Raw genomic sequence first — 26,950 nt, 5'->3', positions numbered from 1 at the left:
TGCTGGATCGGCGCCCTCGGCGCTAGAGCCTCGAACGAGTGAATACTGTGGCTTTTCACCGATTCTTGGTTCAGAGAGATTGGGCGAGGACACATCAGCGATAGCGGACGATGAGGCTTTCATCCGGAAGGTCGGTGGCATATGGCGTCCAACTGGGTCTTAAGGATCCTCTTAGCTTCCATACTTCTTCTAGCGATGGCGCTTTCGGCACTGGGCCAGTCCGGAAATGAAGGTTCTGTTGAGGGCGTCGTCACGGACCCGACCGGCGCAGTAGTTCCTGAAGCGACGTTGCAGATTACTCAGTTCCAAACCTCTGCCCGTTTCTCCACTCAATCAAACGCTGCAGGCTACTTCTGGTTTCCTGCGGTCCCTGTGGGCACATATCGGCTTGAGACCAAACACGCAGGCTTCGCTACGCTGGTAGTCAACCAGATCGAGGTCAGGGTGGGCGAACACGTCACGGTGCCAGTTTCACTCCATCTGGCAGGGGACGTTCAATCGATTACTGTCCAGGCCGAACCCCAGCCCTTCGATCGGGCGCGCAGCGAGGTTAGCAGTGTCCTGGACAACCGCACGCTCACCGAGTTACCGGTGAATGGCCGAGACTTCATCAGTTTCACGTTGCTGACTCCTGGCGTTACGCAGGATGTTCGCGGCGGGCTGAGTTTTGCCGGACAACGAGCCATGAATTCGGTTCTCCTGGACGGAGCAAACTACGACGATCCGTTCTGGAACCAGGCAATAGGCGGCGAAGGGTTTGCATCGCCTGGAACGCAGGGACTCTACGCCGTGAGCCTCGAAACGGTGCAAGAGTATCAGGTTAACTCGAACGCATATTCGGCCGAGTTTGGTCGCGCCGCGGGTGGTGTAATCAACGTAGTCACAAAATCAGGCGGCAACCAGTTCCACGGTTCGGGGTTCTGGTTCTATCGTGACAAGTCCCTCAACGCTAACAATTTTCTGAATAATGCCAATGGGCTGCCGAAAGACCCCTACCATTTCAATCAGGCCGGCGGGGTACTGAGTGGTCCAATCCGAAAGGACCGTCTGTTCTTCCTGGTGAGCTACGATGCTTTGCGGAGTAATTCCACAAACACTGTCATTCTCGGCCTGCCCCCGGACTTCAACAAGTCGAGTGATCCGGTGGTCGCGGCGTATCAGCAAAGGGCGCTCGATTATCTTGTCCCGCGTGCTTCATCATGGGACCTCCCTCTAATCCAGAACAATTTCATGGCCAAGATCGATTGGTCCGCATCTTCTTCCCACTTGCTCAGTGCGCGCTGGAACCATTCGAGGTATTCCGTTCTCGGATTTGGAGGGCCTCAACTGGCGTCGGAGGGCAGCGTGCCTTCGCCAGGCAACACGGACCTCCTGACCTTGTCGCTGAGTTCAACATTCCATCCTTCACTCGTCAATTCTGCCCATGCGAGCTTTTGGCGGGGTTGGTATGCTTTCCAGGCGGCCAGCATTAACCCCGAGGCCTTCGTCCTGGAAGGGGGCCAACTGGTACTCGATCTTGGCCGCTGCGAGTGTGCGCCACAAGAATGGTCGAACTATCGAGGCCAATGGTCGGATACGGTTTCCTATATTCACCGCAATCACGCCCTGCGCCTCGGTGCTGATGCGATGCAGGATTGGATCCGGTATTTTCAGGCCACAAGATTTTCCGGCTTCTATGTCTTTCGCAGCCTCGAGAGCTTCGGCCGCAGCCTCGCCGGAACACCCATGCCGCTGGTGGGCGACGAGTATCTGCAGGCATTCTCCGGCTTCGGCGTGCCGGGCGTCTCAACGCATCCGAACGTTTTTCAGTTTGCCGGTTTCGCCCAGGATGAATGGAGAGTCCGGCGTAACCTGACTCTGAATCTCGGACTTCGATATGATGTGGAATCGATCACCAAGCCGCCTGTGAAGAATCCCTCGCCGGCGCTGACCTCTGCCGGGCTAGATACCAGTTCGCTCCGAACCGACAACAACAATATCGCACCGCGTATTGGCTTTGCCTGGGCGCCGCGGGGCAGCGACCACCTTGTAATTCGTGGCGGCTACGGGATTTATTACGCAATGACTCCGTCGATCGTGACTTCACGCGCCGATTACCTGAATGGAATCACGGTGCAGTCTCGCGCCTTTTTCGGAGGCTCGCCCGGCGCAGAATTGATCCCGTCATATCCCAATACCATCTGTGGGCCGCCCGACCCTTCCGGCACACCTCCGAGTTGCGCCCCTCCACCGGTTGGCGCCACCACTCCTGCCATTGCATTGTTCTCGCCGGACCACCGGGAAGGATACGCGCAGCAATGGAGTCTGGGGTTCGAGATCCGGCTGGCACAAAACATGGCCCTATCGGCAAGTTATTTGGGGGTGAAGGGCACGCACTTGCTTCGCAGCAGGGACATCAACCTGACAATACCTGAAACTACAGAAAGGATCGGAATTGCGGGTACGACGACCGTGCTCACCTTTCGTGAGTTCACTCGCCCGAGGCCAATCGCAGGTTTTGACCGAGTCCTCCTCTACGAAAGCAGCGCCAACTCGATCTATCATGGATTGGCGATTCAGTTGAACAAGCGATTCTCACATAATTTCCAACTGCTGGGGTCCTACACCTGGAGCAAGGTGATTGACGATAACCCGAACCAATACGCCGTGCAACCGGGCGGGGCAGACCCGGAGTTTCTCTCGGACTCATCGAATCCGCTCGCGGATCGTTCGGCGGGCGTAAACGACCAGCGGCACCGCTTCGCCCTGAGCGGCATCTGGCAACTCGCGTATGCGAACCGCCTGCCCAGAGCATCGAGGATGATTTTCGGTGGCTGGGAGACCAGTGGGGTCCTGGTAGCACAGACCGGACAACCCTACTCAGGCTATGTGGATTTCGACCTTAACAACGACGGCAACGCCGCAACCGACCGAACGCCTGGGCTGGGCCGCAACACCTTCTACCTTCCGGGCGGCGTTACTTTGGATGCGAGGCTCGCCCGCGATGTGCCATTGAAGGAACACATCCAGCTTCAGTTGATCTGTGAAGCTTTTAACGTATTCAATCACACCAATGTCGCCGACGTTCAAGGAACACAGCATTCGTATTCCTCTGATCCGGTAGCTTGTGGCATCGCCAGGACCCCCTGCCTGGTTCCCGTAAAGGACTTTGGAGTTCCTCTCGCTTATCTTCCGGCAAGAATCATGCAACTGGCGGTCCGGTTGACTTTTTAGCAGTCAATACAAGCGGACGTTTCAGTTGACGCATGTCTAAAAAGTAATCTACCTGGCTCGAAAACAATATATGCGCAGTAGTGCCGTTAGTCAGCTCCGAGTGCGCCGTTGGCCAATGGGAAACAAAGCGGGTTTCCACTTGGATGTATAGCCGGCTTCCCGGAAAGTGGCTGACTGGCGGAATTCCCAATCTCCCAATGCTGGCAAGTGAGATGCCCGTTTTTGCGCGACGGGCTTCGGACGCGGTATGCTGTTTGCAGGCCAATTGGAGAGCTGATGAATACCCACAACCAATCTCTGGCCGTCAACGCCGGGCAGGAGCTTGTTCCGTCCAGGCGTACCTCTCGAGCGGGATTTGCCGTGGCCTTTGGAGTGGCTGCACTCTCTGATTTTCTTTCAATCTGGGTTGACTTTGCTTTGCCGCTTCAGTGGCTGCTTGACCTGGGAACCGCAGGCATCCTATTCCTGATTCTTGGCCGACGATGGGCACTCTTGCCAGGACTAGTGGGCGAAGCGATTCCTGGGGTGGGAGTCTTTCCTGTCTGGATTCTTGTCGTGCTTTCCATCATCGTCCACGACGAGATCAAAACGCGTTAGACGTAGAACACTCTCCTGCGTGTCCATCGCCGCGAGTGCGCGTGGCCGGGATGGCCTGTCCTTCGCATCATGCCATGGTCTTGAATCGAAGGATCCTCTTTAATGTCGCGTGACGGATGAGTACGGTACGAATGCGCCAGGGCTGTATCAGCGATGATGAAGTATCCATTCTCCGACATCCGCAGAGGCTTCTTCGAGCAAATCTAGACTGGCCTTAAGCAAGCGCAGAATCTGGCTCGCGATTTTGACCCCCACCCAGACGAGGAAATTTTCCGCAGTATGGGTCGGATCATGCCAATTATGCTGCGCCTGATAGTGTGTCCCCTGGGTTCGCAAAGTAACTGCTACCATTAACGCATAGAGAAGGATCACTCCAATAGCGAAGAGCTTCGCCGTCCCCAGAAGTATGGTCCAGAGCATAGTCCCCGCCTCCCCTAATCTTCCCTCCCAGTGTATCATCCGCTGAATTCGTCTACTGTGACGGTGGTCACAGGCGATGCAGCTCAATCCGACGCAGGCGCCCAGGCTTAGTCACGCACCCAACGAAATGGCTCTTGAGTTGCCAACGAGCTGCCGGAGATCTGACACCAAAAGACGGGAGGCAGTTTACCCTAGCCTCGGCCAAACGGTCCTTCCCATCGGGCATTGTAGCCGGGGTCTCACCGGCTGTTTACGTTACCTTCGGGCATATCCATGGTATAAGATGCGGTGGGTCATGCTTGTAAGGCATTGCAGGGTAAAACTTTTTTTGGTGCGATGAACATTCTCCCAACACCAATTCGTACTGACAGAACAGCGATTCGGAGTTTTGCCCTGCTAGGCGTACTCCTAATGGCGGGTGTCCGAGTTCATGCTCAGGCGGTAGTGATTGACGGCGGGGCAGATGATAGTTTCTGGCATACTGTCCGTCCAGCAAAGCTCGTGCCGGAAGGGGCGGGCGTTCCAGCGGAGATGGGCGGGGAGGTGCGGGCGGCAGTTGCCGGAAGATACCTGTATCTTAGTGCCGTTCTTCCGGAGCCGGGTGGAAACGTCACGGCGCGGTCGATCGGAGTGAATCCAGTTTGGGAGGGCGGCGGTGAGGCCCGCCACATGAAGGAGGCGCGGCGCATTACTTACGGAGAACCCGAGGGAGAGGACTTCGTTCGGTTCATTCTTCGCGTCTACAACGAGAACGACTGGATGGTGCAGGTGGGACCTCTGGGCGCCTATTCGATTCGATGGCGATGGACTGGAGAGCACGAATGGTACACAAGCGACCCTAAAAAATGCTCTGGTTTTATGATCGCATCAAAGATCGGAAAAGGCGGCTGGAGTGTTGAGGCCGCCATTCCTCTCGCGGAACTCGGTTCTCCTCGCCCAGGTTACATCCAACTTGCTGTTGAGCGGAATCGCGCCGAGCGCCCGGGCACACCGGAGGAATGGTGGTCGTGGCCCGGCGATCAACCTACCGCCGGAGTAACCAGCCTCCCAACCGGCAGCGAAAACTTACCTGATCCTTCCTTCCGGCCGCCTCTGCTTGGCAACAACCAACCACCAGTCCTCGTGGGTTATCGAAGGAATCTCCCTGATCTCCACGAGAGCTGGACCGGTGCAGGATGGCGCAACGTTCCTGTTTGGGCTTTGCTGCGCAATGAACCCGCAGAGAGGGTCCCGGAATTTCCGACCGAGGTCAAGCTTGTTCAAGACGGGCACACACTAGCGGTTCTGGCTCGATGTATTGAACCATATCATGTCATTGCCCGTGCCAATGAGCGTGACGGTGGCGTGCTCGGCGACGACAATTTCCAGGTCTATCTGGCCACTTCCGGTTCCTATTACGCGCAGTATGCCATCAACCCGCGTGGGACTTTGCTCGACGCCTCCGGGCACCAGGGAAGCCCTCGGCTCTCATCGCCTCACACGGAATGGAACAGCTCAGTTCGAGGGTCGGCCTGGAAGGAGCCGGACGCCTGGTTCGCACGGCTGGATATTCCACTCGATCAGGTCAGCGCTGTACTCGGTGAAATCCAGATTCCAACGGTTTGGCGCATCCTGTTGTGGCGTCACCGGCCAGGGCGTGATGAGGAAGCCGGTGAGGCCAGCGTTCTTCCTGTCACCGAGAGCGCGACGCCTTTCTGCCCGGCGCGGTACCGCCGCCTGAAACTCGTTAGCCAAGATCCATCGCAGTTGCCTGGACCTGAGGCCCGGCAACGGACTGGTGACCTGAGCTTTCTTCCAAGCCGGGTCTTTTCATCCGCGCAACGGAAGCAGATGGACCTCTCGAGCATGTTCGACTCTTATCTCCACAACCGAATCCTTGAAATGCTCGACAAGGATCGTGATGAATGGAATCAGGTACGCTCCCGGTCCGATTGGGAACTCTTTCGCGATCGCAGATTGCAAGCGCTGAAGGCGGCACTGGGCAGGTTTCCAGACAAGTGCCCACTCGACATTCGTTTGATCTCTGAATTCCACGGCAAGGGCTATCAGAGGCAAAACATTGTATTTCAGAGCCAGCCGGGAGTCTGGGTTGCGGCGAACCTATATCTTCCTGACAAGTCTCGCCGTGACATGCCCGGGATCGTTATCCTTCACAGCCTGCACGCGCCCAAAACTCAATTTGAACTCCAGGATATGGGGATTATCTGGGCTCGTGCAGGTTGCGCTGTGCTCGTGATGGACCAGGTGGGCTACGGCGAAAGGATTACAACTTATCCCTGGGACCGATCAAATTACAATTCTCGATATGTCGAGGGTGAGCAACTGTATCTGATCGGCAGCAGCCTGATAACCTGGATGGTATGGGACACGGAACGTGCCATTGACCTGCTATACGCCCGCCCCGACATCAACAAGAAGGCCATCATTGTGCTGGGCGCCGTGGCCGGTGGCGGCGACCCTGCTGCCGTAACGGCGGCTCTCGACCAACGGGTTGCAGCGGTTGTCCCTTTCAACTTCGGAGAATCGACTCCTGAAGTTCCGCGGTTCATCCCCACCAGGAATCAATGGCCGCTTGATCTGGCTGATCCCGGCCTGATGGACTGGGACACCACACGAGTGATTCGCCGAGGCATTGCCGATCAATTCATGCAATGGTTCATCTGTGCATCAGTCGCACCCCGCAAATTTGTGTATTCGTATGAACTGGGTTGGCATGTCGAGGACCTGCCGGCCTGGGCGCGCTACCGCAAGGTCTATAGCTTCTATGATGCTCTGGACAATCTGGCGGACGCGCACGGGTTCGGGCCCTTTCCTGGCCCCGGTGAAGCCTGGAATATCGGCCCTGCACAGCGCCGGTCGCTTTACCCTACTCTTGAGCACTGGTTCGGAATCCCTTCACCGTTCGAGAATGATAAGAGTTCGCCTCTGGAAAACCTGGCCCCGCGCCCCGATGTTGAGCGGCAACCCGTCACCGATCTCACAGTTTTGACCCCGGAGGTTTCTTCCCGGCTACACCGTAGAACGCCACACGAAATTGCGGCTGAAGTGGGCAAAAAGGAGGTAGCCGCTGCCAGAGCAGAATTCAGCAATATGACCCAACAGGCAAGGTTGAAATCGCTCCAGGCACGGTGGGCCAAAAAACTCGGGAATATTGAACCAACTCCTCATCCCAAGGCCACGGTTGAATGGAGCAAGGAGATGCCGAACAGTCGGGTCGAGGCCATTTCCCTTGAGGTTGAGCCGGGGCTGGTTGTTCCAATGCTTCTTCTTATGCCTCGGCCTCGGCAAGCGGCCCGAGTCCCTGCGGTAGTTGCGGTTTCGGAGGGGGGAAAAGAACTCTTCCTGGCGAAGCGCGCGACAGAGATAGAGGCGCTTCTCAATGCCGGCACTGCCGTGTGCCTTGCTGACGTGCGAGCTACAGGAGAGGCGACGCCAGATGGACGGCGAGATCCGGACGGTGACGAAAACACGCAGGCCAATACGGTCCTGATGATGGGCGAAACCATGCTTGGTATGCGCTTGAGGGACCTGCGGACCGTTCTGGTCTATCTCAGAAGCCTGCAGGATATCGATTCAGGCCGATTCGGTTTGTGGGGAGACTCATTCTATCCTGCAAATCCGGAACACCTCCTCCTCAATGAATCGCCCCAATGGCAGATAGGACCGGAAATCGAGCAGCATGTCGAGCCTCTGGGTGGGCTGCTGGCAATCCTGGGCGGGCTTTATGAGGACGACGTGCGTACAATCGCCATCCAAGGCGGGCTTGTGAGCTTTTCTTCGATGCTGGAAAACAATTTCGGCTATGTGCCGCAGGATGTCGTGGTGCCGGGAATCCTCGAGGCGGGGGACATTCCGGATGTCGAAGCGGCTCTTGCGCCTCGTCCGCTGCTGCTGGCCCTTATGGTTGATGGCCTCGACCGGTTGGTTCCACAAAGTGACCTGGAACGGGAGTTGGAGCCGGTCTCCAATTCCTACCGAAACGCACCTTCAGGCGCGCTTTCGATCAGGGCTGGCGCAAATCAACCTGACATCGCCAACTGGTTTCTGAAGCATTGGCACTAAGAACGTGAGAAAATGGGCGTGGGCGCGGAACCTTCCTCCGGCGTTCCAGAATTCATGCTGCGCCGTCATGGCTGTAACGATGAAGTTGTTCTCGATTGAGGCTCGTGTCGTGTGCGGCCTGTGTTCGAAGTCCCCGCTATCGAACTAAAGCTCGCGATTGACTCCCTGGCTGTGCAGGGTGGATGTGTCCTGCCAGTCGAATTTCCCGTCCCGGCTGGCAAGCTTGTGCGCAGTCGCGTAGCGGTTTCTCACGTCCTGCAACTGATTGACCCACTCGCCAAACGGCAGCGAGAACTCCCGGTCAATCAGATAGAGCAAACCGATCTGGCTTCGACGGGCCGATTCACTGGTTGCAACCGACACAAAGTCCTGCGGATCACGCGCCACGTGCCGTCCATTCGCTTCCCGTACACGCGGAAAAATACTCTTGTACCATATCTCGGTGGCATCATAGAGCGCCTGGTTACGATCGTCGCGAATTAAGCTGGCGGTGTCCAGAGCATGGTCGAGCGCACTGACCGCGTCCGCGTAATGCAGTTTTCCCGCCTCGTTCTGGGCGCTTTCAAGATCATTGCTGATGGCCTCCAATCTTTGCAGCAGCTTCAGATTATGGCGGCAGATTTCAGCCAGTGAGAGATAAACTTCAAGATTGTATCGATTGAACTCAACCGACGATAGTTTGGTGTAAAGCAGGTTCATCAACTCATCATTTTCGCCGAGAAACTTCCATGCCAGTTCCATGCGATGCGCATTTTCCTGCCGCCAATCGTTCTGGAGGTGCAGATAATCGGCGGACGGCACGGATGGAAGCGGAAGCGTCTCAATGTGAGGCACAAACGGCCCGATGCCGTACGAGTATCCGAATATCAATGGCAGTTCACCGGACGGTTTGCTGTCCCAACTGCTGGCGAAAAACTGCGCCTGCCTGCTCAATAGCTGATAAAGGCGGTCCATCTGCCCCGAGCCTTCTCCGTAGAACAATCGGTAGAAATTTTGCTCCAGCTCCCGCGGGGCAGGTGATCCCGGATGCCATGCGGCGGAAGCTCCAACCGCATATCCCAGCCAATAAGTTTCCGGGTGTGGCCCCAGATCACCCCAGGCATAAATATCCACTCCAATCAGGTCCGCTTCCTGCCGCCCCGACGTATAGGAAATCTCGTTAAAAACCTGCGTGGCCTGATCTTCGCTCTCCGTATGAGGATGCACCTGCTCTTTGGGTGAGAGGACAAAATAGCTGGGAAACAGTGGCGCATCGGGGAGCGAATTTGTATAGATCATTTGCTGGATGCCGTGTGCCCGGAAGGCTTGGTTGTAAGCAGGTGAATAGATTTCGCCATTGATCAACCAAGATGGCAGAAGAGGAATATCCTCGGCCTGCAAAGGGTCTTCCCCCCAGAAGATCACCTGGCGGCCATGGTCGTGAAGGTAGCCGCCGGCCTTTTTAGTGAAGTCCACGAGAAGCTTGCTGGGACTTCCAGCCTGCTTTGCCGCTTCTGCTGAATGGCATTGGTCATTGTCGGCCTTTCCAATAAACCATGCCTCGTCCGTTGAAAGATGAAAATAGTCGACGCCTTTGTTGGCGTTTATTAAATCCTGAAAAAGTCCCTCGAGCAGCTTGTAGGTGTCCGGATTGCTTGAACACATCTGGAAGGCGTTTTCGGGAAATTCGCGAAGCTTCGTGTATTCGCTGCGTTGGAGAATCCAATTGACGTGCGCGGGGCCATCCAGGTATGGGATTACCTGAACGTGATAATGCAATCCGTAATCGGTCAATTCTTGAAGCTGGGCGGGAGAAAATGCGTATGGATCCACCAGGGCTGGCGCGCTGGCATATTCAAAATGTTCATTCAGCCGGAGCGCAAAACCGTTAATCTTGAAGAACGCCGCGCGGCGGATGGCCTGTTTCAATACATCAAAATGGTCCATGTGCATCTGCTCGTCCCAGAAAATCTCGCGCAGACGCACGTCCGGCCAGTCAGTGATGGCCACCGCCGGAAGCCATAACTTTCCATCCGACCGCTTTACCAGTTGCACCAGCGTCACAGCGCCGTAGAACAAACCAGCAGGCGCATTCGCGATAATCCTGATACCGCCGCCGTTGACTTCCAGTCTGTACGCTTGTTCTTCGAGCGATTGCTTCTGACTGTCGATTGCCTGCCCAATTTCAACCGAACCCGGCTGAATCTCAAGGTCAATTGCTTTGCCCGGCCCGCGAGTGGCGAGTGTAATGCCATCACGGTCCTTCAGGCCATCTTTCAAAATTTCCACTGCCACGTCGTCAGGTTTCACACTGCGGGCAGCCTGCAGCTTCCAACTGCCATCGATCTCAATATTCTGCCCTTTCAATTCAACCCGCTGCGGCTGCGGAATCAAGGTGTAGCCCCGCGAGTAGAGCTCCGAGGGAGCGGCCCCGATTACGGTTTGAGCTGAACATGCAATCATCACCAGCAGACAAGCCCGTCGTGCGATTTCTTCGACCATGCGATTGCTCTCCCGGCGAAATTTCTATGAGGACTGATTCGAGGCTGAAAGCACGCGCCTCGAAAATCCTCAATGAGACAGCGTCTTGTAGTCTTTCCAGTTGAGTTTATCGTTGCGAGCGGGAAGGCCGTAGTCTTTCGCGTATAGATTCCGCGCCGCCTCCACCTGGTCATACCATTGACCCAGGGGCAACAGCAATTCGCGGTAGATCAGATAGCTCAGATCCACGGTCCGCACCGGCAGATGGTCCTTCACATCGTCAACCTCGTCCAGGTACTTCCGTCCGTTCGCTTCTCCGACTCTCGGATACCAGCTCTCTTCCCAGGTTTGTACGGCGTTTGCATAGGCCGCGTTACGGCGGTCGCGAATATTCCGGGCAACGTCCAGCACCTGGTCAACGTCTGCCACCGCTTCCTCGGCCTGAGCCTTTGAGGCAGCTTCTTTCGCAGAATCGAGGAGCGAATCGATGCGTTCGAGATCCATCAACATTTCCAGGTTCTGCCGATATAAGTCGGCGATGGAAATGTAAACTTGCAAATTGTAATTGTTAAACTGCACCGTTTGCACGTTCCTGTTCAGGACATCCATCAGCGTGTCGCTCTGCGAAAAAAAGGACGAAGCCAACTGGATCCTTCTGGCATTCGTTTGCGCCCATCCAGGATCTCTGTTCAGGAGTGCGTCGGAAGGCGGAGGCGGGAGCGGCAGTGTTTGGTCTTCCGCGGGCATTCGCGGCTTGTATATAACCGGGGCATAATCTCCCCAGATGCCCTTCCGAGCGTTCGAGGCGACGACATTCCAGCTATCCTTATAAAATTGGCCCTGCTCACTCATCATCTGGTAGATTTGGCCCATATTCTCCGTGCCGGCTCCGTAGAATAATTTGTAAAATGACGCCATCAGTTGCCGCGGACCCTCAGCGCCGGGATGCCATGCTGAAGCCATCCCGGTGGCGTACCCCAGCCACATCGTCTCCGGAGGCAAACCTGCGTCCCCCCAACCGCAAACGTTCGCCCCAATGATTTCCGCAAAATCTCGGTCAGGCGCGTAAGAAATCAGGTTAAACATTTCCGGTATAACTCCGGGACCAGGAGGGACTGGCTCAAAGGCGCCGCCCGATGGGCCAGGGAGCATTTCCGTCGCGGGACGGACGTAATAGCTGGGGAACAAGAGTTCCTTCCACCCGACGGTGGATGTGAAAATCATCTGTTTAATCCCATGTGCCTTAAAGGCTTCGTCGAACGTCTTGCCATAAACTTCGCCATTAATCAGGTAAGCAGGCAGTGAAGGGATGTCATCTGGGACCAGAGGAAATTCCCCCCAGAAGACGACATTCCTTCCCCGGGCGTGCAGGTAGTTCGCCGTTTTGGTCACAAATTCGGCCAGCAGCTTGCCGCGGCTGCCAAGTTCATCGGCACGCTGTTTGGAATGGCACTGATCATTGTCTGCCATCCCTACAAAGTAGGGCTCGTCCGTGGAAAGGTAGAAGTAGTTCACACCCTTATTGGCGTCCAGCAGGTCCTGGTACATGCCTTCTAGCAGCTTGTACGAATTCGGGTTCGTCGTGCACAGCTCATAGTTACTGTCTGGGAACTCCCGCAAGTTCGCGTATTCCGGATGCTTCAGAATGAAGTCAATGTGGGCGGGGCCGTCCAGGTATGGAATCAACTGCACGTGGTACTTCAGCCCGTAGTCTGTCAACTCCTGCAACTGGGCCGGCGTCAGCGCGTAAGGATTTACGAGCGCCGGCGCGCTCTTCCACTCGAAATGATCGTTCAGCTTGATCACAAATCCATTGATTTTGTAAAACGCCGCCTGCTTCAGCGCCTCCTTTAAGACTTCCATTCGGTCCAGATGATGGTTATCGTCCCAGTAGATATTGCGCTGCTCGAGATCGGGCCAGTCGGTGATGGTTGCCTGTGGCAGCCAGAGCTTTCCATCCGCATGCTTCACTAGTTGAACCAGTGTTTCAACACCATAGAACAATCCCGTCGGCGCATTGGCCGTGATCTTGATTCCGCTGCCGGCAAGCTCCAGCCTGTAGGTCTGTTCTTCCAGCGCCTGTTTGTTCTTGTCCGCCGCTTGCCCGATCTCGACTGATCCTGGCTGGACAACCAAATCGATTGCATTGCCCCGTCCACGCGTTTCGAGTGTAATCCCATGGCGCGTGGCCAAGCCTTCTTTAAGGCTCTCAACGGCCACGTCGTCAGGTTTCACACCCTGGCCCAGTTGCAACCGCCATCCGCTGCCGATTTCAAAATCCCCGCCCTTGAATTCCACCTTCTGCGGAATGGGAATCACACTGTAGCCGCGCATAAATAGGTCTGACGTGGCTGCGCCATGGCTGGGTTGCGCAACTCCTACGATTAATATCAGCAGGCACACACATGGGCCGATTTTTTTAGGCATGTTCATTCTTATGAAGCGCTTTTCGCGGGTCGCAAAATTAAATAACAGCTTTTTCTGTGGATGCTGACTAGGACCGGGAGTCGCAAAACAACGCCCCAGTTGGGCAATTCCCAAACCCTGATTGCTTATGAGCAGTCGCATGAGGAGTACAATGATGGGTGGGTTCTCCAGCCCACCAAAGGATACTCCACGGGTAATCCGTATTCTGGTCTACCAGATAAGCTTTAGTGCAAACTGGATAACGCGGCCAGAATCCGCCCCCTGAATCGCTCCGAACGTCCCAGGCCCATCCTCAACGGTCGTATCTGGGTCATTAAAGTTCACCTGGTTAAACGCGTTGAACATTTCGGCCCTAAACTGGAGTTTGTACCGCTCCTTCAAAGCAAAGTCCTTCATGATTGAAAAGTCCGTGTTGCTGAATGCGGGGCCACTTAGAATGCCCCGCCCGGACTGGCCGTAGCGGCCCAGTAACGAGTAGATGATGTCGGACGGGGCGCAGTTCTGCTGTTCAATAGCCAACGGGTTGCCAGTTTGCGGAACAAACCCACAGGTTGGATTGACAAAGGCGTTGCCGTTAAAGAACTGATCGATCATGGCTCCCCGGTTGGAATGGCTCATAGCGATTGGCTGCCCTGTGAGGAATGAATGCTGCTCCCCCGACCCTGTGCCGTCCAAGGCCACGTCGGTGCCGTAGTAGAAGGTGAGTGGATCGCCGCTTTGAAGCGAGGTAATCCCTGCAAATGTCCAGCCGCCAAAGGCTGTGTTCATCCAGTGGTTTTGGAATTTGAGGGGCGGCGACCAGAGGTAGGAGGCGACGAAAGCATGGCGTCGGTCCCAATCCGAGCGGCCGCGTTCCGTGCGCAGGTTGAAAGGATTGGAAACCGTTGCGCCCAGATTGTCTGTTGAGCTGCTGTCGATTGACTTGGCCAGTGTGTACGAACCCATGACGGAGAAACCATTACTGTACCGTTTAATGAGCTGGACCTGAAGACTGTGATACCAGCTCCGAAAGTCGTTACCCAGCAGAAAGCCTTGCGGCGACAGAATTCCCGGCTCGTAGATTGTACGGCTGTTGATGTTGGTGTTATCAGGCGTCGAAATCGTATTCTCCACCCCTGTCGCGGGATCATAAGTGGTTCCGGGAATAAATGCTGCCGGATTGTAGGTGCGCAACGCCTCTATTTTGGTTCCAATCTTGCCCACATAGCCCACCTGCAGCATCGTACTGTTGCTCAGTTGGCGTTGGACAAATAAGTTCCAAGTCTGAGTGTAAGGCGTGCGAAGAGACAAGTCGGTCAGGACGCCGCCCACAGGGAGTGGGAAGAGCGGGCAATCGATCCCCGGCGCCGTGGAAATAGGTGTGCACCCGAATTTACCGGTGAGTACGTTGGGAGGAGCAGCCTGGCCGATAGAGCCGAACGGATTATCAAGAAGCCCGTTGGAGACCGTTGTAAAACCGGCAAAAGGCGCGTTCTCCTGAGCAAGCGAGTCGGCATTGACAGATTCATAAAAGACGCCATAGGCACCGCGGACGCTGGTCTTGCCATCGCCAAAGACGTCCCAGGCAAACCCAAGGCGAGGCGCGAAATTGTTGAGATCGGATGGCACTAAGGCACGCGGAATTCCGGGATCGTTTGGAAACAGAATTCCTGGAGGGGCATCCGGAACCACTTTGGATTGGGCGCCGGGCGAGACCGTGTCAATGCGGTTATGCCTGTCAATCCAGAAGAAATAGGGTTCATAACGCACACCGTAGTTGAGCGTCAACCGCTTCGTGACTTTATAGGTGTCCTGAATAAAGAAACTCGGCGAAAAATTTTCATCGTCGTTGTCCCGAACGCCAAAATTCACGCTGGCAGTGCTGTAGGCTCCGAGCAATAGGTCGGCCACCGAATTTCCTGACCGCTGACCACTGAAAGAGAAGCCCGGTGATCCAATGAATCGCTGCAGGAAGTGCAGCCAGAGAGCTTCGCCGCCAAACTTGATGTTATGATTACCCTTCATCCAGGTAACGACATCCCGGACCTGATAGTTGTTGTTCTTAAATTGATTGATGCCCGGAGTACCAAGACTGAATTGGCCTCCGACACTGAGATTGATCCCTCCGGTGCTGACGTACTGCGGCATGCCGACACCCAGGTCCGCATTGGTCAGATTCGTCGTTGCGATAACGGCTGATGTGGTTCGCAAATAAGAGATAACAGCCTGGTTGAGAAGTATGGGGCTGGCCGTGTAAGTGTCATTGAGAGTGATTTGGTCTGTTTCCGCGTTGTCCGCTCGCCCAACATAGCCAAGGATGTTGCCTGCGCCCAGTGTGCTGGTGCGGGTATTCTTGTCGATCCAGAAGTGCCCGAACAAGGTGTGTTTTGAACTCAAGTTCAGATCGATTCTCCCGAAGTACGTATCGTCGTTAACCGGGCTGCTGGCCAGCGCTGTGACTTTACCAGAAGAGGATGTGGGCACGAAACTCAGGAACTTCTGCGCCGAAGGGCTGAAACAGTTCGGGTTGACGATGTTGTTGGAGACGCATGGGGCACCGGAGGAATCTGTGAAACCCTGGTTTGTGAGCGGGTCAATGGGATCGGTCAGCGTGCCCGGCGGAAGACTGCTAAAGTCGCCATTCCTCTCTGCCGTCGAGGGAACGGTTGCCTGCCTGGCGACAGATTGAGGGCGGCTGCGAAGGCCCTGGTAGGACCCGAAGAAGAAAAGTTTATCCTTCTTGATCGGCCCTCCAGCCGCTGCACCAAACTGGTTCTCCTTTAAACTCGGCACAGTGTCTGAGAAGAAGTTTCGGGCGTTAAGGACATTATTTCGCAAGAAATCCCATGCCGATCCGTGAAACTGGTTGGTCCCGGTTTTGGACACAACCGTTACTTGGCCACCGGGGTTGCGCCCGTATTCGGCGTCGAAGTTCGCGGTCTGTATGCGAAACTCCTGAACGGAGTCCGGAGGTGGATAGTTCATTCCCGTATTTCTGGAAGGATTGTTGAAATAGGCTCCATCAAACGTGAAGAGATTCATATTGGGCCGCCCGCCATTGACGTCCATCTCGGGTCCGCCGCGGGCGTTGGTCAGATTCTGCGGGGCTTTAACGTTGGTTACTCCCGGCAGAATGACCGCCAAACCAATCACATTCCGGCCATTGAGGGGCAGATCGACAATCCGCCGATCGTCCACCAAGCCCGAGACCGTTGCCGAAGAAGTATTGACCAGGCTACCCGCCGCAGATACCTCAACGCTTTGCGTGACTTGGCCCAATTCCAATGTCAGATCCACGCGCAGCGATTCATTCACGGTTAGGGTCAATCCCGTGTGGGTCGTGCGGCGAAAACCGGATTTTTCGACCGTCAGAGTGTACGCTCCCGGCTGCAAGGCCGTGAATTGGTAGAAGCCCTCACTGTTTGAGTCGGCGCTGGTGGAAAAATTCTGTGTCACCAAGGTGGCTGTTACCTTCGCTCCAGGTACCGCGGCGCCACTGGGATCTTTTACAGAACCGCTGATGGAACCGGTCACCTGGGCCTGCAAACTCATCGGCAGGCCAATCAACAGGCAAACAATGATCATTTCCGACCAGGCAAGCAAGCGGGCCGAAATTTTATTTGGCATGGTCTCCTCCGTCTCGCACTTGACCCAACGCATTTACACAAAAAATCAGACTGAATGTCCGGATGCTAAGACTGGCGGCGTGTGTTTACCTGATGCTCTCCGCGAGGCGGCAGCGACTGCCAACAGCGGCTGAGATGGGAATCGTGGCTCCCTGATAGCCAGTATTGAACGGGTTTTGTTGAACTTGCCACTTCAGACCCGCACCTGCCACAGTCTCTAATCTGCGATTTCAGGTTAAGGCCGCCTGGTTTCGGTACCAGCCCGCCCCGTAGCATAAATCTTCAGAAAATCGTCTGAATAATAATTGCTCCGGCTCCAAGACTGTCTCTAAATACCGTCCAAAATGGCTTCATAATCAGTAAGTAACAAGTTCGATGAGCATAGTCTCATGTATTCAGGCTAAGTTGTCAAGATAATTTTGCTAAAACCCGAAAAGCTATCCACGATATGATCGAAAATATTCATAGAGATGGTCATGGAACAAACTTCAATCGAGCCTCGGGCCGTGCTGTCTAACCTTTTGTTCTGCCTATCTATCTAGACCCTGTACGACTTCTTACCCTTGATCGCGTCCTCCACGCGGCTTCAGGCATGCTGGCTGAATCAATCAAAATTACGTCAGCATAGTTGGCTAAATTGCCGCAAGAGCCTGGTTCCCATAGTCCTCCAAAATGGTCGTCCTGATCTACAACGCCTCGGGTAAGATGTGTCGTGCCTCTACGCTGACTCGTCATTATTTCCACTTCTGACGAGCTGGCGCAGAAGTTTTGAGCTGTGGATCCAGTTTCAGCGCATGCTGGAAAGCAGCGTGAGCAGCCTCAGAATCGCCGGCCTTTTCGAGAGCGAGCCCAAGATTGTAATAAGCCCGGGCGTCATCGGGGTTCGCATCGATGGCTGCACGGAACTGCCCGATCGCATTCCGGGTTTCGCCTCGATCGAGCAGGATTGCGCCCAGGTTGGTGTGGGCTTCCGCAAAATCCGGCTTGATGGCCAGAGCCATCTCAAAAGCTTTCTGCGCCGCGTCGAGGTTGCCTTTTGCCAACGCAGCCAAACCAAGGTTGTACTGGGTATTGGCCTGCGCAAATTCCGCATCGGCCCGGTGCAGTTGCTCAACTCTGCTGAATGCCTCCTGGGCTTCTTCCAGTTTTCCCATACGCCGGAGTGTCTGGCCGAGACCATAGAAAGCCTGGGAGTAATTGGGCTTCAGGGAAACGGCTCGGCGCATCTCGTCGATAGCGCGCGGCAGATCGCCACTCCGGCCTAATGTGACGCCGAGCTGGTAATGGACTTCTGGATTCTCGGGCGATATTCGACCTGCGGCTTCCAGCGCCGACGCAGCCTCGCTGAGGTCACCCTTCTCACGCAATGCAACACCGAGGTTCAAATCCGCTGAGGAAAATTGAGGATCGAGCCTTAGCACCCGGCGATACTCGGAGATTGCCCCATCGAGGTCACCTTTTTGCTGGAGACCCCCACCCAGTAGAAAGTGCGCCATAGGATCATCCGGCATCAGCCGGACGGCTTCCTGATGGCTTCTAACTGCGGCGTCAAGCTCTCCATTCTCTCCCAGAAGTACGCCTAAGCTCAGGTAAGCGTCAGCACTCCCAAGGTCGGCGGCTTTCTGAAACTCAGATCTTGCACCTTCTTTATCCTTTTTATTCAACAGCGCCAGGCCCAGATTTTCATGCGCCTGGGGAAATCCCGGGCGCAGTTTGATTGCTGCCCGAAATTGTGCAATCGCTTCGTCGAGTTTTCCCTCGTTTGCCAGCGCCTGGCCGAAGTTATTCCTCGCCTCCGCATAACGCGGGTTGGCAGCGAGGAGGGACCGAAATTCTCCAAATGCTGCTTCTTTATCACCGGCCCGTTCGAGAAGTAGTGCAACATTGTTCATTGCTTCGGGGTAATTTGGCTTCAATTTGACAGCCTTCTGGAGTTCAGCCAACGCCGCCTTGTCGTTCTTTTGCTGTAAGAGAACCTGTCCAAGATTGTAATGTGCCTCGGCGGAATTCGGCCGGGCTGCCAACACGATCCGCAACTCTTCCGCAGCCGCCTCCAGGTGACCTTCCTGGGCCAGCGTAATGGCCAGGTTCTGACGCGCGTCGATCATTGCTGAATCGATTTTAAGTGCCGCCCGATATTCGCCTTCCGCTTGCGTCAGATCTCCAGTCTGAAAAGCCTTATTTCCGAGATTAAAGTGTTGAACTGCCTCCGAATCTGATCCAAAAGCAACTCTCGGAGGTAACACAAGAGCAACGGTTAAGGCGGCGAATACAAGAATGCAGAATTGGCGCACTCTGCCAACAGGTTCAGCAAATACAGGCATGGCTCCTGAATTTAGTTGATCGACCATCTTCCTATGAGGTTTAACTTACCGTGGTTGATAACTACAATCAATACTGGTTTATCCTTTGTCGCTCATCCACCGAAATGCCGCGCCCGCATGATCGATTCGCAGAAGCAACCCCGCATGCCTTGCCTGTCACCGATTGTGATGGGGCGGACCAGTTGATATCATCAGGTTGTCTAATCAAAGGCCCTTGTCAGGCGCATAGGTTCACCGGGCAGCAGTGCCGGGGCGAGGTCTCTCTCGGGATACAATCGGAAAGTCCGTAGGCGGCCGCAGGGACAGGAAGTATTGCGGACCAAAGGGAGCCAGCAGGCTATCGTCGCACAGTCGCAGCCCCGGCGGAGGCGAAGCCTTGCCACACCGCGGGAAATGCAGGACCTCCACGAACGAGGTAAGTTATGTCTGAACGGTCTGTCTGGATACAGATTTGGCGATTCGTGCCGCTACGGTGGTGGGCATCGATTGCAATTCTGGTTCCCGCCTCTGTATTGCTCCAAGTCTTCGGCTTCTCGTCCATCGTGATTTTTGCCGCGACGGCCCTGGCCCTTATTCCACTCGCCGCTCTGTTGGGTTTTGCAACCGAAGAGTTGGCGGGGCACGTCGGGCCATCCGTCGGTGGAATCCTGAACGCCACCATGGGGAACCTGACCGAGTTGATACTTGGGCTCATTCTGCTTTGGCACGGCCATACGGAAGTGGTGAAGGCATCGCTCGCGGGCAGCATCATCGGCAACCTGTTGCTGGTGCTGGGCCTGGCCGCTTTTTTGGGCGGATTGCGCCAGGAAAGGCAAACTTTCAATCGTTTCGCAGCGGGATCAAACACTACCATGCTGCTGGTTGCCGTCGTCGCACTGGTGATGCCCGCGGTATACGATCTGGCAGTCTTCGGGTCCGTTGGGCACACCGGCCCGACCGTTGAACAACTCAGCCTGTGGACGGCGCTTATTCTGTTGGTCTGCTATCTCGGCAGTCTCATCTTCACTTTCCGGACCCACCGCAACCTCTTTGGGGTTGAACCTGCGGCCCCTCCCAAAATAGGCATGGCGGCTGCCCTGGCCATCCTGATCTGCGCCGCTGCACTAATCGGGCTGGAGAGCGAATTTCTGGCGACGCAGGTTGAATTGACGGCCCACGCTCTTGGATGGACGGACCGCTTTGTGGGCATCGTGGTGATCGCGGTGGTCGGCAATGCCGCTGAGCATTCCACCGCGGTGATGATGGCGTATAAAAAGAAAATGGACCTCGCCTTGAGCATCAGTATGGGAAGCAGCGCGCAGATCGCACTGTTCGTGGCGCCATGCCTTGTGGTTGTATCAGAAATCTTCACCGCCCCGATGTCACTGGCCTTTCCGCCGCCCGAAATTGTCGCCGTAGTTTTTTCCGTTGCTGTCGTCATAGTGGTTTGCCTTGATGGTGAAACCAACTGGTTTGAAGGGCTGCAGCTTGTTGGTGTGTACCTGATCATGGCGATCTTCTTCTATCTGTTGCCTGCTTCTACTTAAGGTCCCAGCGGGAAGCAAAAGTCCCGCAAGATTAAGGCTGCTGTTTGCTTTCTTCCGATAACAACCCAATGCTGCCCTCTACAGTTAAAGACTTGGCAATAATGAATTGATATTCAGGTGTTTGCCCACCCGACTAACAGGATTTTGATCGTCCGTATTGCTGGATTCGCCGAATTGTTGCCAGCACGGTGTCGGCCTTATGCTTAAGGCGTCTTAAGGAGAGTTCTTACGAATTCCGAACAAAAACCCTCCTTGGGAATTATGTAGAAGCGGAGAACCGATGGTAGCAACAGGTTGGGCCGGTGAGTTTACGGTGCAGGAACGTTCGCTGATCGCGATTGCTTCTCCCGGTTCTTCCGGTACCTGCAAAAAATGCTGAGTGAACCTCGCTGAGGGAGGCTGCAGGATGAAAAGGATTCTGAAGACAATCTGGACGGAAGACAAGGCCGAGAATATACCTGAATATGCCTTGCTCTTGTTTCTGGTCACATTAACCGCGCTTTCGACCATGGGCGGTGTGGCAACTAAAGTCAACAAAATCTGTTTCGCCGCTTCCGTGCATATGACGACGGCCAGCAACTCAGCGTTGATGGGTGCGACTACTGGCTATGCCGGTCAGGCCCCTGCCAACCCAGACTCGGACCCAGCGAAAGTCAGCCAGCAGGTTAAGCGTTAGAGCGCCTGTTGGACCCGCGGGACGCTTTCTGGCGAACCGCCCCCGGTCCTTGCCCGCCCGCCTCACAAACCGGATACTCCGTCCAGTGCCTCCGCGATCACGTCGTAAACAAAGTGCAATTCATCCCGCGTGATGGCGTAAGGCGGCAGGATGTAAACGACATTCCCCAGCGGACGGAGCAGGACGCCCCTTTCCAGAAAAAAGTCATAGAGAAACGGCCGCAACTTTGAGAGGTATCCCGCGTCCTCCGCCTCGATTTCGATGGCCGCGACAGTGCCAATGGCCCGCGCATCCCCGACCACGCGATGCGACTTGAACGCTGGCAGGCGCTCTGCGTGGACACTTTCAATGGCGGCGATGCGCTCAAAAACGGGTTCTGATTCAAAGATCCTGAGGCTGGCGATTGCCGCGGCGCATGCCAACGGGCTTCCGGTATAGGAGTGACCGTGGAAGAAAGTCCGCATGCGGTCAGGGGAGCGGAACACCTCCCGAACGGGAGTGGAGCACACCGTCGCCCCAAGCGGAAGAAAGCCACCCGTGATACCCTTTGAGAGGCACATGATGTCCGGCACAACGTTGGCGTGCTCGCAGGCGAACATGCGGCCTGTGCGCCCGAAACCCGTAAGCACCTCATCGGCGATCAGCAGCACATTGTGCCGGGTGGTGAGCCGGCGAATACGCTCCAGAAATTCTGCTGGATGGACAATCATCCCGCCGGCGGCCTGCAACAGCGGCTCAACAATCACCGCCGCAATCTCCTCATTTTTCTCTTCCAGCAACTGTTCGAGCGGCTGGATGCAGTCGATATCACACGAGGCTCGTGTCTTGCCCACAGGGCACCGGTAGCAGTATGCCGATGGTACGCGATAAACGGGAAATCGCAGGCCCTCAAATGCCGCAACAAATGACGAATCCTCTCCCACGGACATCGCGCCCGCCGTGTCGCCGTGATAGGCGTGCTGGAGGGCCACAAACTTGCGCTTGTTGCGGTTGCCCTGGTTCCACCAGTACTGCATCGCCATCTTCAGTGCAACTTCCACGGCGGTTGATCCATCGTCCGAAAAGAAGATGTGTTCGAGCGGCGGCGGCAGCACCATCCGCAGGTGTGCTGCCAGTTCTTCGGCGGGCCCGTGGGTGAAGCCTGCGAAAATCACCTGCTCGAGCTTTCGCGCCTGCTCCGCGATGGCCTCGGCAATCAGCGGATGCGCATGTCCGTGAAGGGTCACCCACCAGGACGAGATCGCATCCACCAGACGGCGGCCGTCCCTCGTGTAGAGATAAACACCTTCGGCGCGCTCAATGAAGACAGGCCCAGGATCAAGGGCGTCCTGGGTGAAGGGGTGCCAGATGGAAAAGGGCTTCTGAGACATTCAGTCGAACTTATCCCTGTCGAATTCTCGATTGAAAACTTCCAGCAGCGCCGCCCGGTTGATGACTTCGAGCAGCGGCACGCGGCCGAGGATAGGGGCACAGCCGTAGCGCTCAATGGCGCGCTCGTTGTCGCGGCTCGGTGTGCCGACGACGACGACGCCCTTCACCGCAAGTCCCGATCGCCCAAGCGCGCCGAGCGTCAGCAGCGAGTGGTTAATGGTCCCCAGCCCGCTGCGCGCCACCACTACGACGGGCAATCCGAGCCGGCGCATCAGGTCCAGCATAAACTCTCGACCGTTCACCGGCACCATCACACCGCCGGCGCCTTCAACAATCAGCGGACCGGAGAGTTTTTCTTCCGGGCGGTGAATCGCGCCCAGATCAATCCTTGCGCCAGCCCACTCGGCGGCCAGATGCGGAGAGACCGGCGGATCAAAGATGTAGCACTCCGGGACCGTGCGCTCCGCATCGAGTCCAGCCAGCTCCATCACGGTGCGTCTGTCGCTGTCCTCAGATGCGCCCGTCTGGATCGGCTTCCAGTAAACACCGTCGAGCGCCGCGCATAGTAGTGCCGAAACCAGAGTCTTGCCAACGCCGGTGTCCGTTCCGGTAACAAAGAGGTCCGCGCCCATGATGTTTGCTACTATAGCGCGATCGTGGAACCACGGCACCGGATTTGTGCCACAGGGCCGTGCTTACGTTCACCGTCTTTAAGCCTGCTTTGCAATGACGGCCGCCCAGGCGTAGAACGGCTGTGACGGAATGTCGTTTCCTTCCAGTGTCTTTGATTTGCAGCAAGTTTAGGCGTATAAAGAGGAACGGTTTGACCGCATCGTGTGCCGCCTGCCGTCGCGCAAGGCTGCTGGGAGAGGTGAATGCGCGCGCCCCGGCCCGAGCAGCAGCCGGTTGGAATCCATCTCTAAGTTACTCGCATGAGGAGCCGAAACGCATGAACACTTCAATCAGCCGGCGTCGATTTCTGGGAGCCGCGGCAGCCGCAGCGGCATTGCCGTCGATCGGCAGCGCTGGACTAGAAACGGCGGCGCCGGCTCCGACGATTTGGCCAGGAGATCGCAGCTCCGCCATCAGCCTGACCTTTGATGATGGCATGCAGACACAGCTCGACAACGCAGGACCGATCCTGAAGAAACACGGCCTGAAAGGCACCTTTTTTGTGATCACCGGCAACCTGAACTCATGGCGCAAGCGACCGGACGACTGGGCACGCCTGGCGGCGGAAGGTAATGAAATCGCCAGCCACACCGTGAACCATCCCTGCATGTTGAAGTCGATTGAGATCCATTCACAAACATACACGCCGGAAATGATGCTGAGGGAAATTCGCGATAGCTCCGAGTCCATCATCTCACGGCTGGGCGTCCGCCGCGGCCTCACGTTTGCCTATCCCTGCGGTGACATGACTTTTGGTGGCCAGGCTGACCTGGCCCGCAACCAGGCGCGCTACATGGATTACGTGGCGCAATTTTATTTTGCCGCGCGCGGCTACAACGCCTGGGCGCCTGTCGTGGCTGAAGACATCAATCCGCTCACGGTGCCGGTCCTCGGCTGGACGATTGGAAAAGATTTCCCCAGCCTGCTGGCCCAACTGGAACCCGTTCGCCAGGGCCACAACTGGGGCGTATACGTTTTTCATGGCGTCGGCGGCCAGTGGCTTTCAATTACGAACCAGGCCCTGGACGAGTTGGCCGGCTTTCTGGCGCAGCACAGCGAGATCTGGACCGCCACGTTTGGCGATGTCGTCCGGTACATTCAGGAGACTAAAGCGCTCAAGGTCGAAGCCGGGGAATCTTCGGAACAAAGCGCCAGGTTTTCGCTCTCCTGGCCGCTGGATGCCAGAGTTTACGACGTGCCGCTCACGCTCAAGTGGAAGCTTCCATCGTCGTGGAACTCGTGCACGGCGCGCGCGGACGGTCAGGAAATGAACTGCTCCGTTACCGCGAGCGCGGGAGCAAAGACGGCGTTGGTGGAGGTTCCCGCGCAGAAAAAGACCCTCGAGTTTGTGAAAAAATAGAGGCTTCAAGCGGCGAAGAATCTTTCGTGTCCGGCGCCGCCCCGCGCCATTAACTCCCATCAGCGCTGTGGGTGTAAACATCCCATCGTTTGTAATTACCCAAAGCTTCAGCAACTGCTCTTGCATAATGGCTGCGGTTGACGGCCACGTGGTGCTCGTAGCCGTTCCTGCAGATATATTGCAACAGATTTTGCAACCTGGGCACTTTCAGCACGCCATATCCCCCAAAGCTGGCTGGCCGGTCGTCCGTCGTCTCGCCTTCCCCAATATAAGCGCGGATTCCGCCTTTCAGATCATCCGTCGATACGCGACAGAAGGTGATCGGACCGGTCTTCAGTTGGCCAACGACCGTCCCGAAAGTGTTATCTTTCCCCACCGAGCCGGCAATGATCTCCTGAAAGTCCATCTTGAAATTCTCAAAGAAATGCTTCGGCAGGTTCGAGCAATGGAAGATGACACACTTGTCCGGGTCGTCGCCGTAGTTATTGTTCCAGTCCACAATCGCGCTGGGTGTGCCGGATGCTAACTGAAGCACATACATGCCAACCATGCCCGTCATGTCCGTTTCGCAGGCGCTCGGAAGCAGGTTGTTGGACATCATGCTCATCAGCGTACAGGGAACGACGCCGAAGAACTCTTCCATGGCCGTCCAGCACTGGATAGAAGTTCCGGCCAAGCCATTCGCCGCCATCCATTCATCGACCACCACACCGAACTTGGCCATCTTCATGAGTGATGCCTGCGGTATCCCGCCCGTCGCGACATAAGTTCCAATACTCCCGAGTTTCTCCTTCACCCTCGCCTCGCCATCCGCGAGGCGCTGGATGCGGCCGAACACCTCCGATAGATCCAGCGGTTCCACCGAGATTCCGGCATGTTCCAGAAGCTTCTCGCTGAAGCGGACAGTATTGAACGCCGCCGGGCGAGCGCCAATGACACCCACGCGCAGGTTCTTCAGCCCCCTTACAATCCGGCAAGTGGCGGCGAAAGAATCGAGGTCATCCTTGAAGGGCTGCGAGGCGGGCGCCTCAGTGTGAAGCGTGGTCAAAGTGTAGCGGATTCCGTACTGCCACAGGTTGTTGCACACCGACATCTTGCCGCAGAAACTGTCGCGCCGGCCGCCCATCAGCATCTTGTTGGGCTCGTCCGGAAACGCCTGGATCAGCACCGGAACGTCCAGGCCGCTCAGGCGCAGGGCATTGGCGACGCCGCGTTCGTCTCCAAAATTAGGCAGAGATACGAGAATACCGTCAATCTCGTCGGCATGCTGCCTGAACAGGTCCGCGCATCTTCGCGCCTCCTGCAAGGTTTCCACCGCCCCGTGCTTCGTTTCCTCCGGCGTCAGGCAGATGGCCCCGTAGCCCGCGGCTTTCAGGCGTCGCAGGATTTCTTCCCGTCCGTCGCGGGCCAGAACATCGGGAAAGAATCCGCGGTTGCCAATAATCACTCCCAGAGTTGTTGCGCTCATCTGGTGATCCTCCTCAACGACTCACAGCGCAGAGCACTGCAAAAAAATCGGATCCGCTGAAGCCAAAATCCTCCCGTTTCTAGGTCTTCTTACCCGGCTGCCCGTAAGTCGTGTGATAACGATCGTACCACTTGCGAACTTCCTTTTCCGGCAGCGCCTTCGGTTTTCCAAGCAACAGCGCAAGATGGCAGGTCTTCGCCACGTCTTCAAGCATCACGGCGGACTTCAGTGCCGCGCGGGGCGTGGGTCCGAAGGCGAAGACGCCGTGCTGCGCCAGCAGGACTGCCGGAGCTTTGCCCATGTGCTTCAGGATTCCCTTTCCGAGGTTGTCGCCCTGGTTGTCGATGTATGGCACACAAGGAACTTCAGCGCCGAATTCGTCGGCAAAGGCCGTCAGGTAAACGGGAATCGGCAGCCCCAGCAGCGCAAAGCTTGTGGCGTAATTCGAATGCGTGTGGATGATGCCGCCGATCTCAGGCCGATGTTTGTAAAGGTAGAGGTGGTGCGGCAGATCAACCGAGGGGTTCCACCGGCCGCTGACTTTTCGCCCGTCAAGATCGGTTACGACCATGTCCTTCGGTTGCAGCTTGCCGTAATCCATGCCGCTCGGTTTGATGACCACCAGGCCGCGCTTACGGTCAACTCCGCTTGCGTTGCCGGCGTGCACCGTCACCAGCCCCGCCCGATAGATTCCGAGATTGGCTTCCCAGACCTCCCGGCGGAGTTGTTCCGAAGCCTTCATCCTTCAAACCTCCCGTGTACTTCGCTG

At 56.2% G+C, this 26,950-nt stretch carries 15 protein-coding genes; 6 read left to right on the top strand and 9 right to left on the bottom strand.

Features of this window, described 5'->3' with window-relative positions:
* Positions 1 to 141: 141 nt before the first annotated feature.
* Both VFQ24_17720 and VFQ24_17715 read left to right on the top strand, forming a co-directional pair.
* On the top strand, positions 142 to 3,213 hold the full coding sequence (locus tag VFQ24_17720; GenBank protein HET9180198.1) for a TonB-dependent receptor: 3,072 nt from the start codon (positions 142 to 144) through the stop codon (positions 3,211 to 3,213).
* Between the two features lie 276 nt (positions 3,214 to 3,489).
* A complete protein-coding gene (locus VFQ24_17715) occupies positions 3,490 to 3,810 on the top strand; it encodes a hypothetical protein (GenBank protein ID HET9180197.1) in 321 nt (106 codons plus the stop codon).
* Between the two features lie 147 nt (positions 3,811 to 3,957).
* Here the strand turns inward: VFQ24_17715 and VFQ24_17710 are convergent, their stop codons facing one another.
* Positions 3,958 to 4,230: a hypothetical protein gene (locus VFQ24_17710; GenBank protein HET9180196.1), complete on the bottom strand. Its 273-nt coding sequence runs from the start codon at positions 4,228 to 4,230 to the stop codon at positions 3,958 to 3,960.
* A 411-nt stretch (positions 4,231 to 4,641) separates the two neighbouring features.
* Between VFQ24_17710 and VFQ24_17705 the strand changes: the two genes are divergently transcribed.
* Positions 4,642 to 8,292, top strand: coding sequence for an acetylxylan esterase (locus VFQ24_17705; GenBank protein ID HET9180195.1), 3,651 nt, complete (start codon positions 4,642 to 4,644; stop codon positions 8,290 to 8,292).
* A 144-nt stretch (positions 8,293 to 8,436) separates the two neighbouring features.
* On the opposite strand, the gene VFQ24_17700 is transcribed toward VFQ24_17705, so the two are convergent.
* The 4 genes from VFQ24_17700 to VFQ24_17685 form a co-directional block, all read right to left on the bottom strand.
* Positions 8,437 to 10,773 carry a beta-N-acetylhexosaminidase gene (locus VFQ24_17700; protein HET9180194.1) on the bottom strand — a complete coding sequence of 779 codons (2,337 nt, stop codon included), beginning with the start codon at positions 10,771 to 10,773 and terminating at the stop codon, positions 8,437 to 8,439.
* A gap of 69 nt (positions 10,774 to 10,842) precedes the next feature.
* Positions 10,843 to 13,179: a beta-N-acetylhexosaminidase gene (locus tag VFQ24_17695; GenBank protein HET9180193.1), complete on the bottom strand. Its 2,337-nt coding sequence runs from the start codon at positions 13,177 to 13,179 to the stop codon at positions 10,843 to 10,845.
* A 210-nt stretch (positions 13,180 to 13,389) separates the two neighbouring features.
* Positions 13,390 to 16,785 (bottom strand): TonB-dependent receptor, encoded by a 3,396-nt coding sequence (locus VFQ24_17690; protein ID HET9180192.1) that lies wholly within the window; start codon positions 16,783 to 16,785, stop codon positions 13,390 to 13,392.
* Between the two features lie 733 nt (positions 16,786 to 17,518).
* On the bottom strand, positions 17,519 to 19,108 hold the full coding sequence (locus VFQ24_17685; GenBank protein HET9180191.1) for a tetratricopeptide repeat protein: 1,590 nt from the start codon (positions 19,106 to 19,108) through the stop codon (positions 17,519 to 17,521).
* A gap of 422 nt (positions 19,109 to 19,530) precedes the next feature.
* On the opposite strand from VFQ24_17685, the gene cax reads away from it, so the two are divergent.
* Together cax and VFQ24_17675 are read left to right on the top strand one after the other, a co-directional pair.
* Positions 19,531 to 20,634 carry a calcium/proton exchanger gene (cax, locus tag VFQ24_17680; GenBank protein ID HET9180190.1) on the top strand — a complete coding sequence of 368 codons (1,104 nt, stop codon included), beginning with the start codon at positions 19,531 to 19,533 and terminating at the stop codon, positions 20,632 to 20,634.
* A gap of 406 nt (positions 20,635 to 21,040) precedes the next feature.
* Complete coding sequence (locus tag VFQ24_17675) at positions 21,041 to 21,310, top strand: hypothetical protein (GenBank protein ID HET9180189.1); 270 nt, start codon at positions 21,041 to 21,043, stop codon at positions 21,308 to 21,310.
* Between the two features lie 62 nt (positions 21,311 to 21,372).
* On the opposite strand, the gene bioA is transcribed toward VFQ24_17675, so the two are convergent.
* Entirely contained in the window at positions 21,373 to 22,680 is a 1,308-nt protein-coding gene (bioA, locus tag VFQ24_17670; GenBank protein HET9180188.1) for an adenosylmethionine--8-amino-7-oxononanoate transaminase, read from the bottom strand.
* Positions 22,681 to 23,313 (bottom strand): dethiobiotin synthase, encoded by a 633-nt coding sequence (gene bioD, locus VFQ24_17665; GenBank protein HET9180187.1) that lies wholly within the window; start codon positions 23,311 to 23,313, stop codon positions 22,681 to 22,683.
* Between the two features lie 317 nt (positions 23,314 to 23,630).
* Here bioD and VFQ24_17660 point away from each other — a divergent pair, with 317 nt between their 5' ends.
* Positions 23,631 to 24,713, top strand: a complete 1,083-nt coding sequence (locus tag VFQ24_17660) for a polysaccharide deacetylase family protein (GenBank protein ID HET9180186.1) — start codon at positions 23,631 to 23,633, stop codon at positions 24,711 to 24,713.
* A gap of 49 nt (positions 24,714 to 24,762) precedes the next feature.
* On the opposite strand, the gene VFQ24_17655 is transcribed toward VFQ24_17660, so the two are convergent.
* Positions 24,763 to 26,181 carry an L-fucose/L-arabinose isomerase family protein gene (locus VFQ24_17655; protein HET9180185.1) on the bottom strand — a complete coding sequence of 473 codons (1,419 nt, stop codon included), beginning with the start codon at positions 26,179 to 26,181 and terminating at the stop codon, positions 24,763 to 24,765.
* 79 nt (positions 26,182 to 26,260) lie between these two features.
* Positions 26,261 to 26,923, bottom strand: a complete 663-nt coding sequence (locus VFQ24_17650; protein HET9180184.1) for an L-ribulose-5-phosphate 4-epimerase — start codon at positions 26,921 to 26,923, stop codon at positions 26,261 to 26,263.
* Positions 26,924 to 26,950 lie beyond the last annotated feature (27 nt).

It is taken from the genome of Terriglobia bacterium (assembly GCA_035712365.1).
In the GTDB taxonomy this organism is placed as follows: domain Bacteria; phylum Acidobacteriota; class Terriglobia; order UBA7540; family UBA7540; genus SCRD01.
Note: the sequence above shows the minus strand (reverse complement) of the source record. Positions and strands in the feature narration are given on the sequence as shown.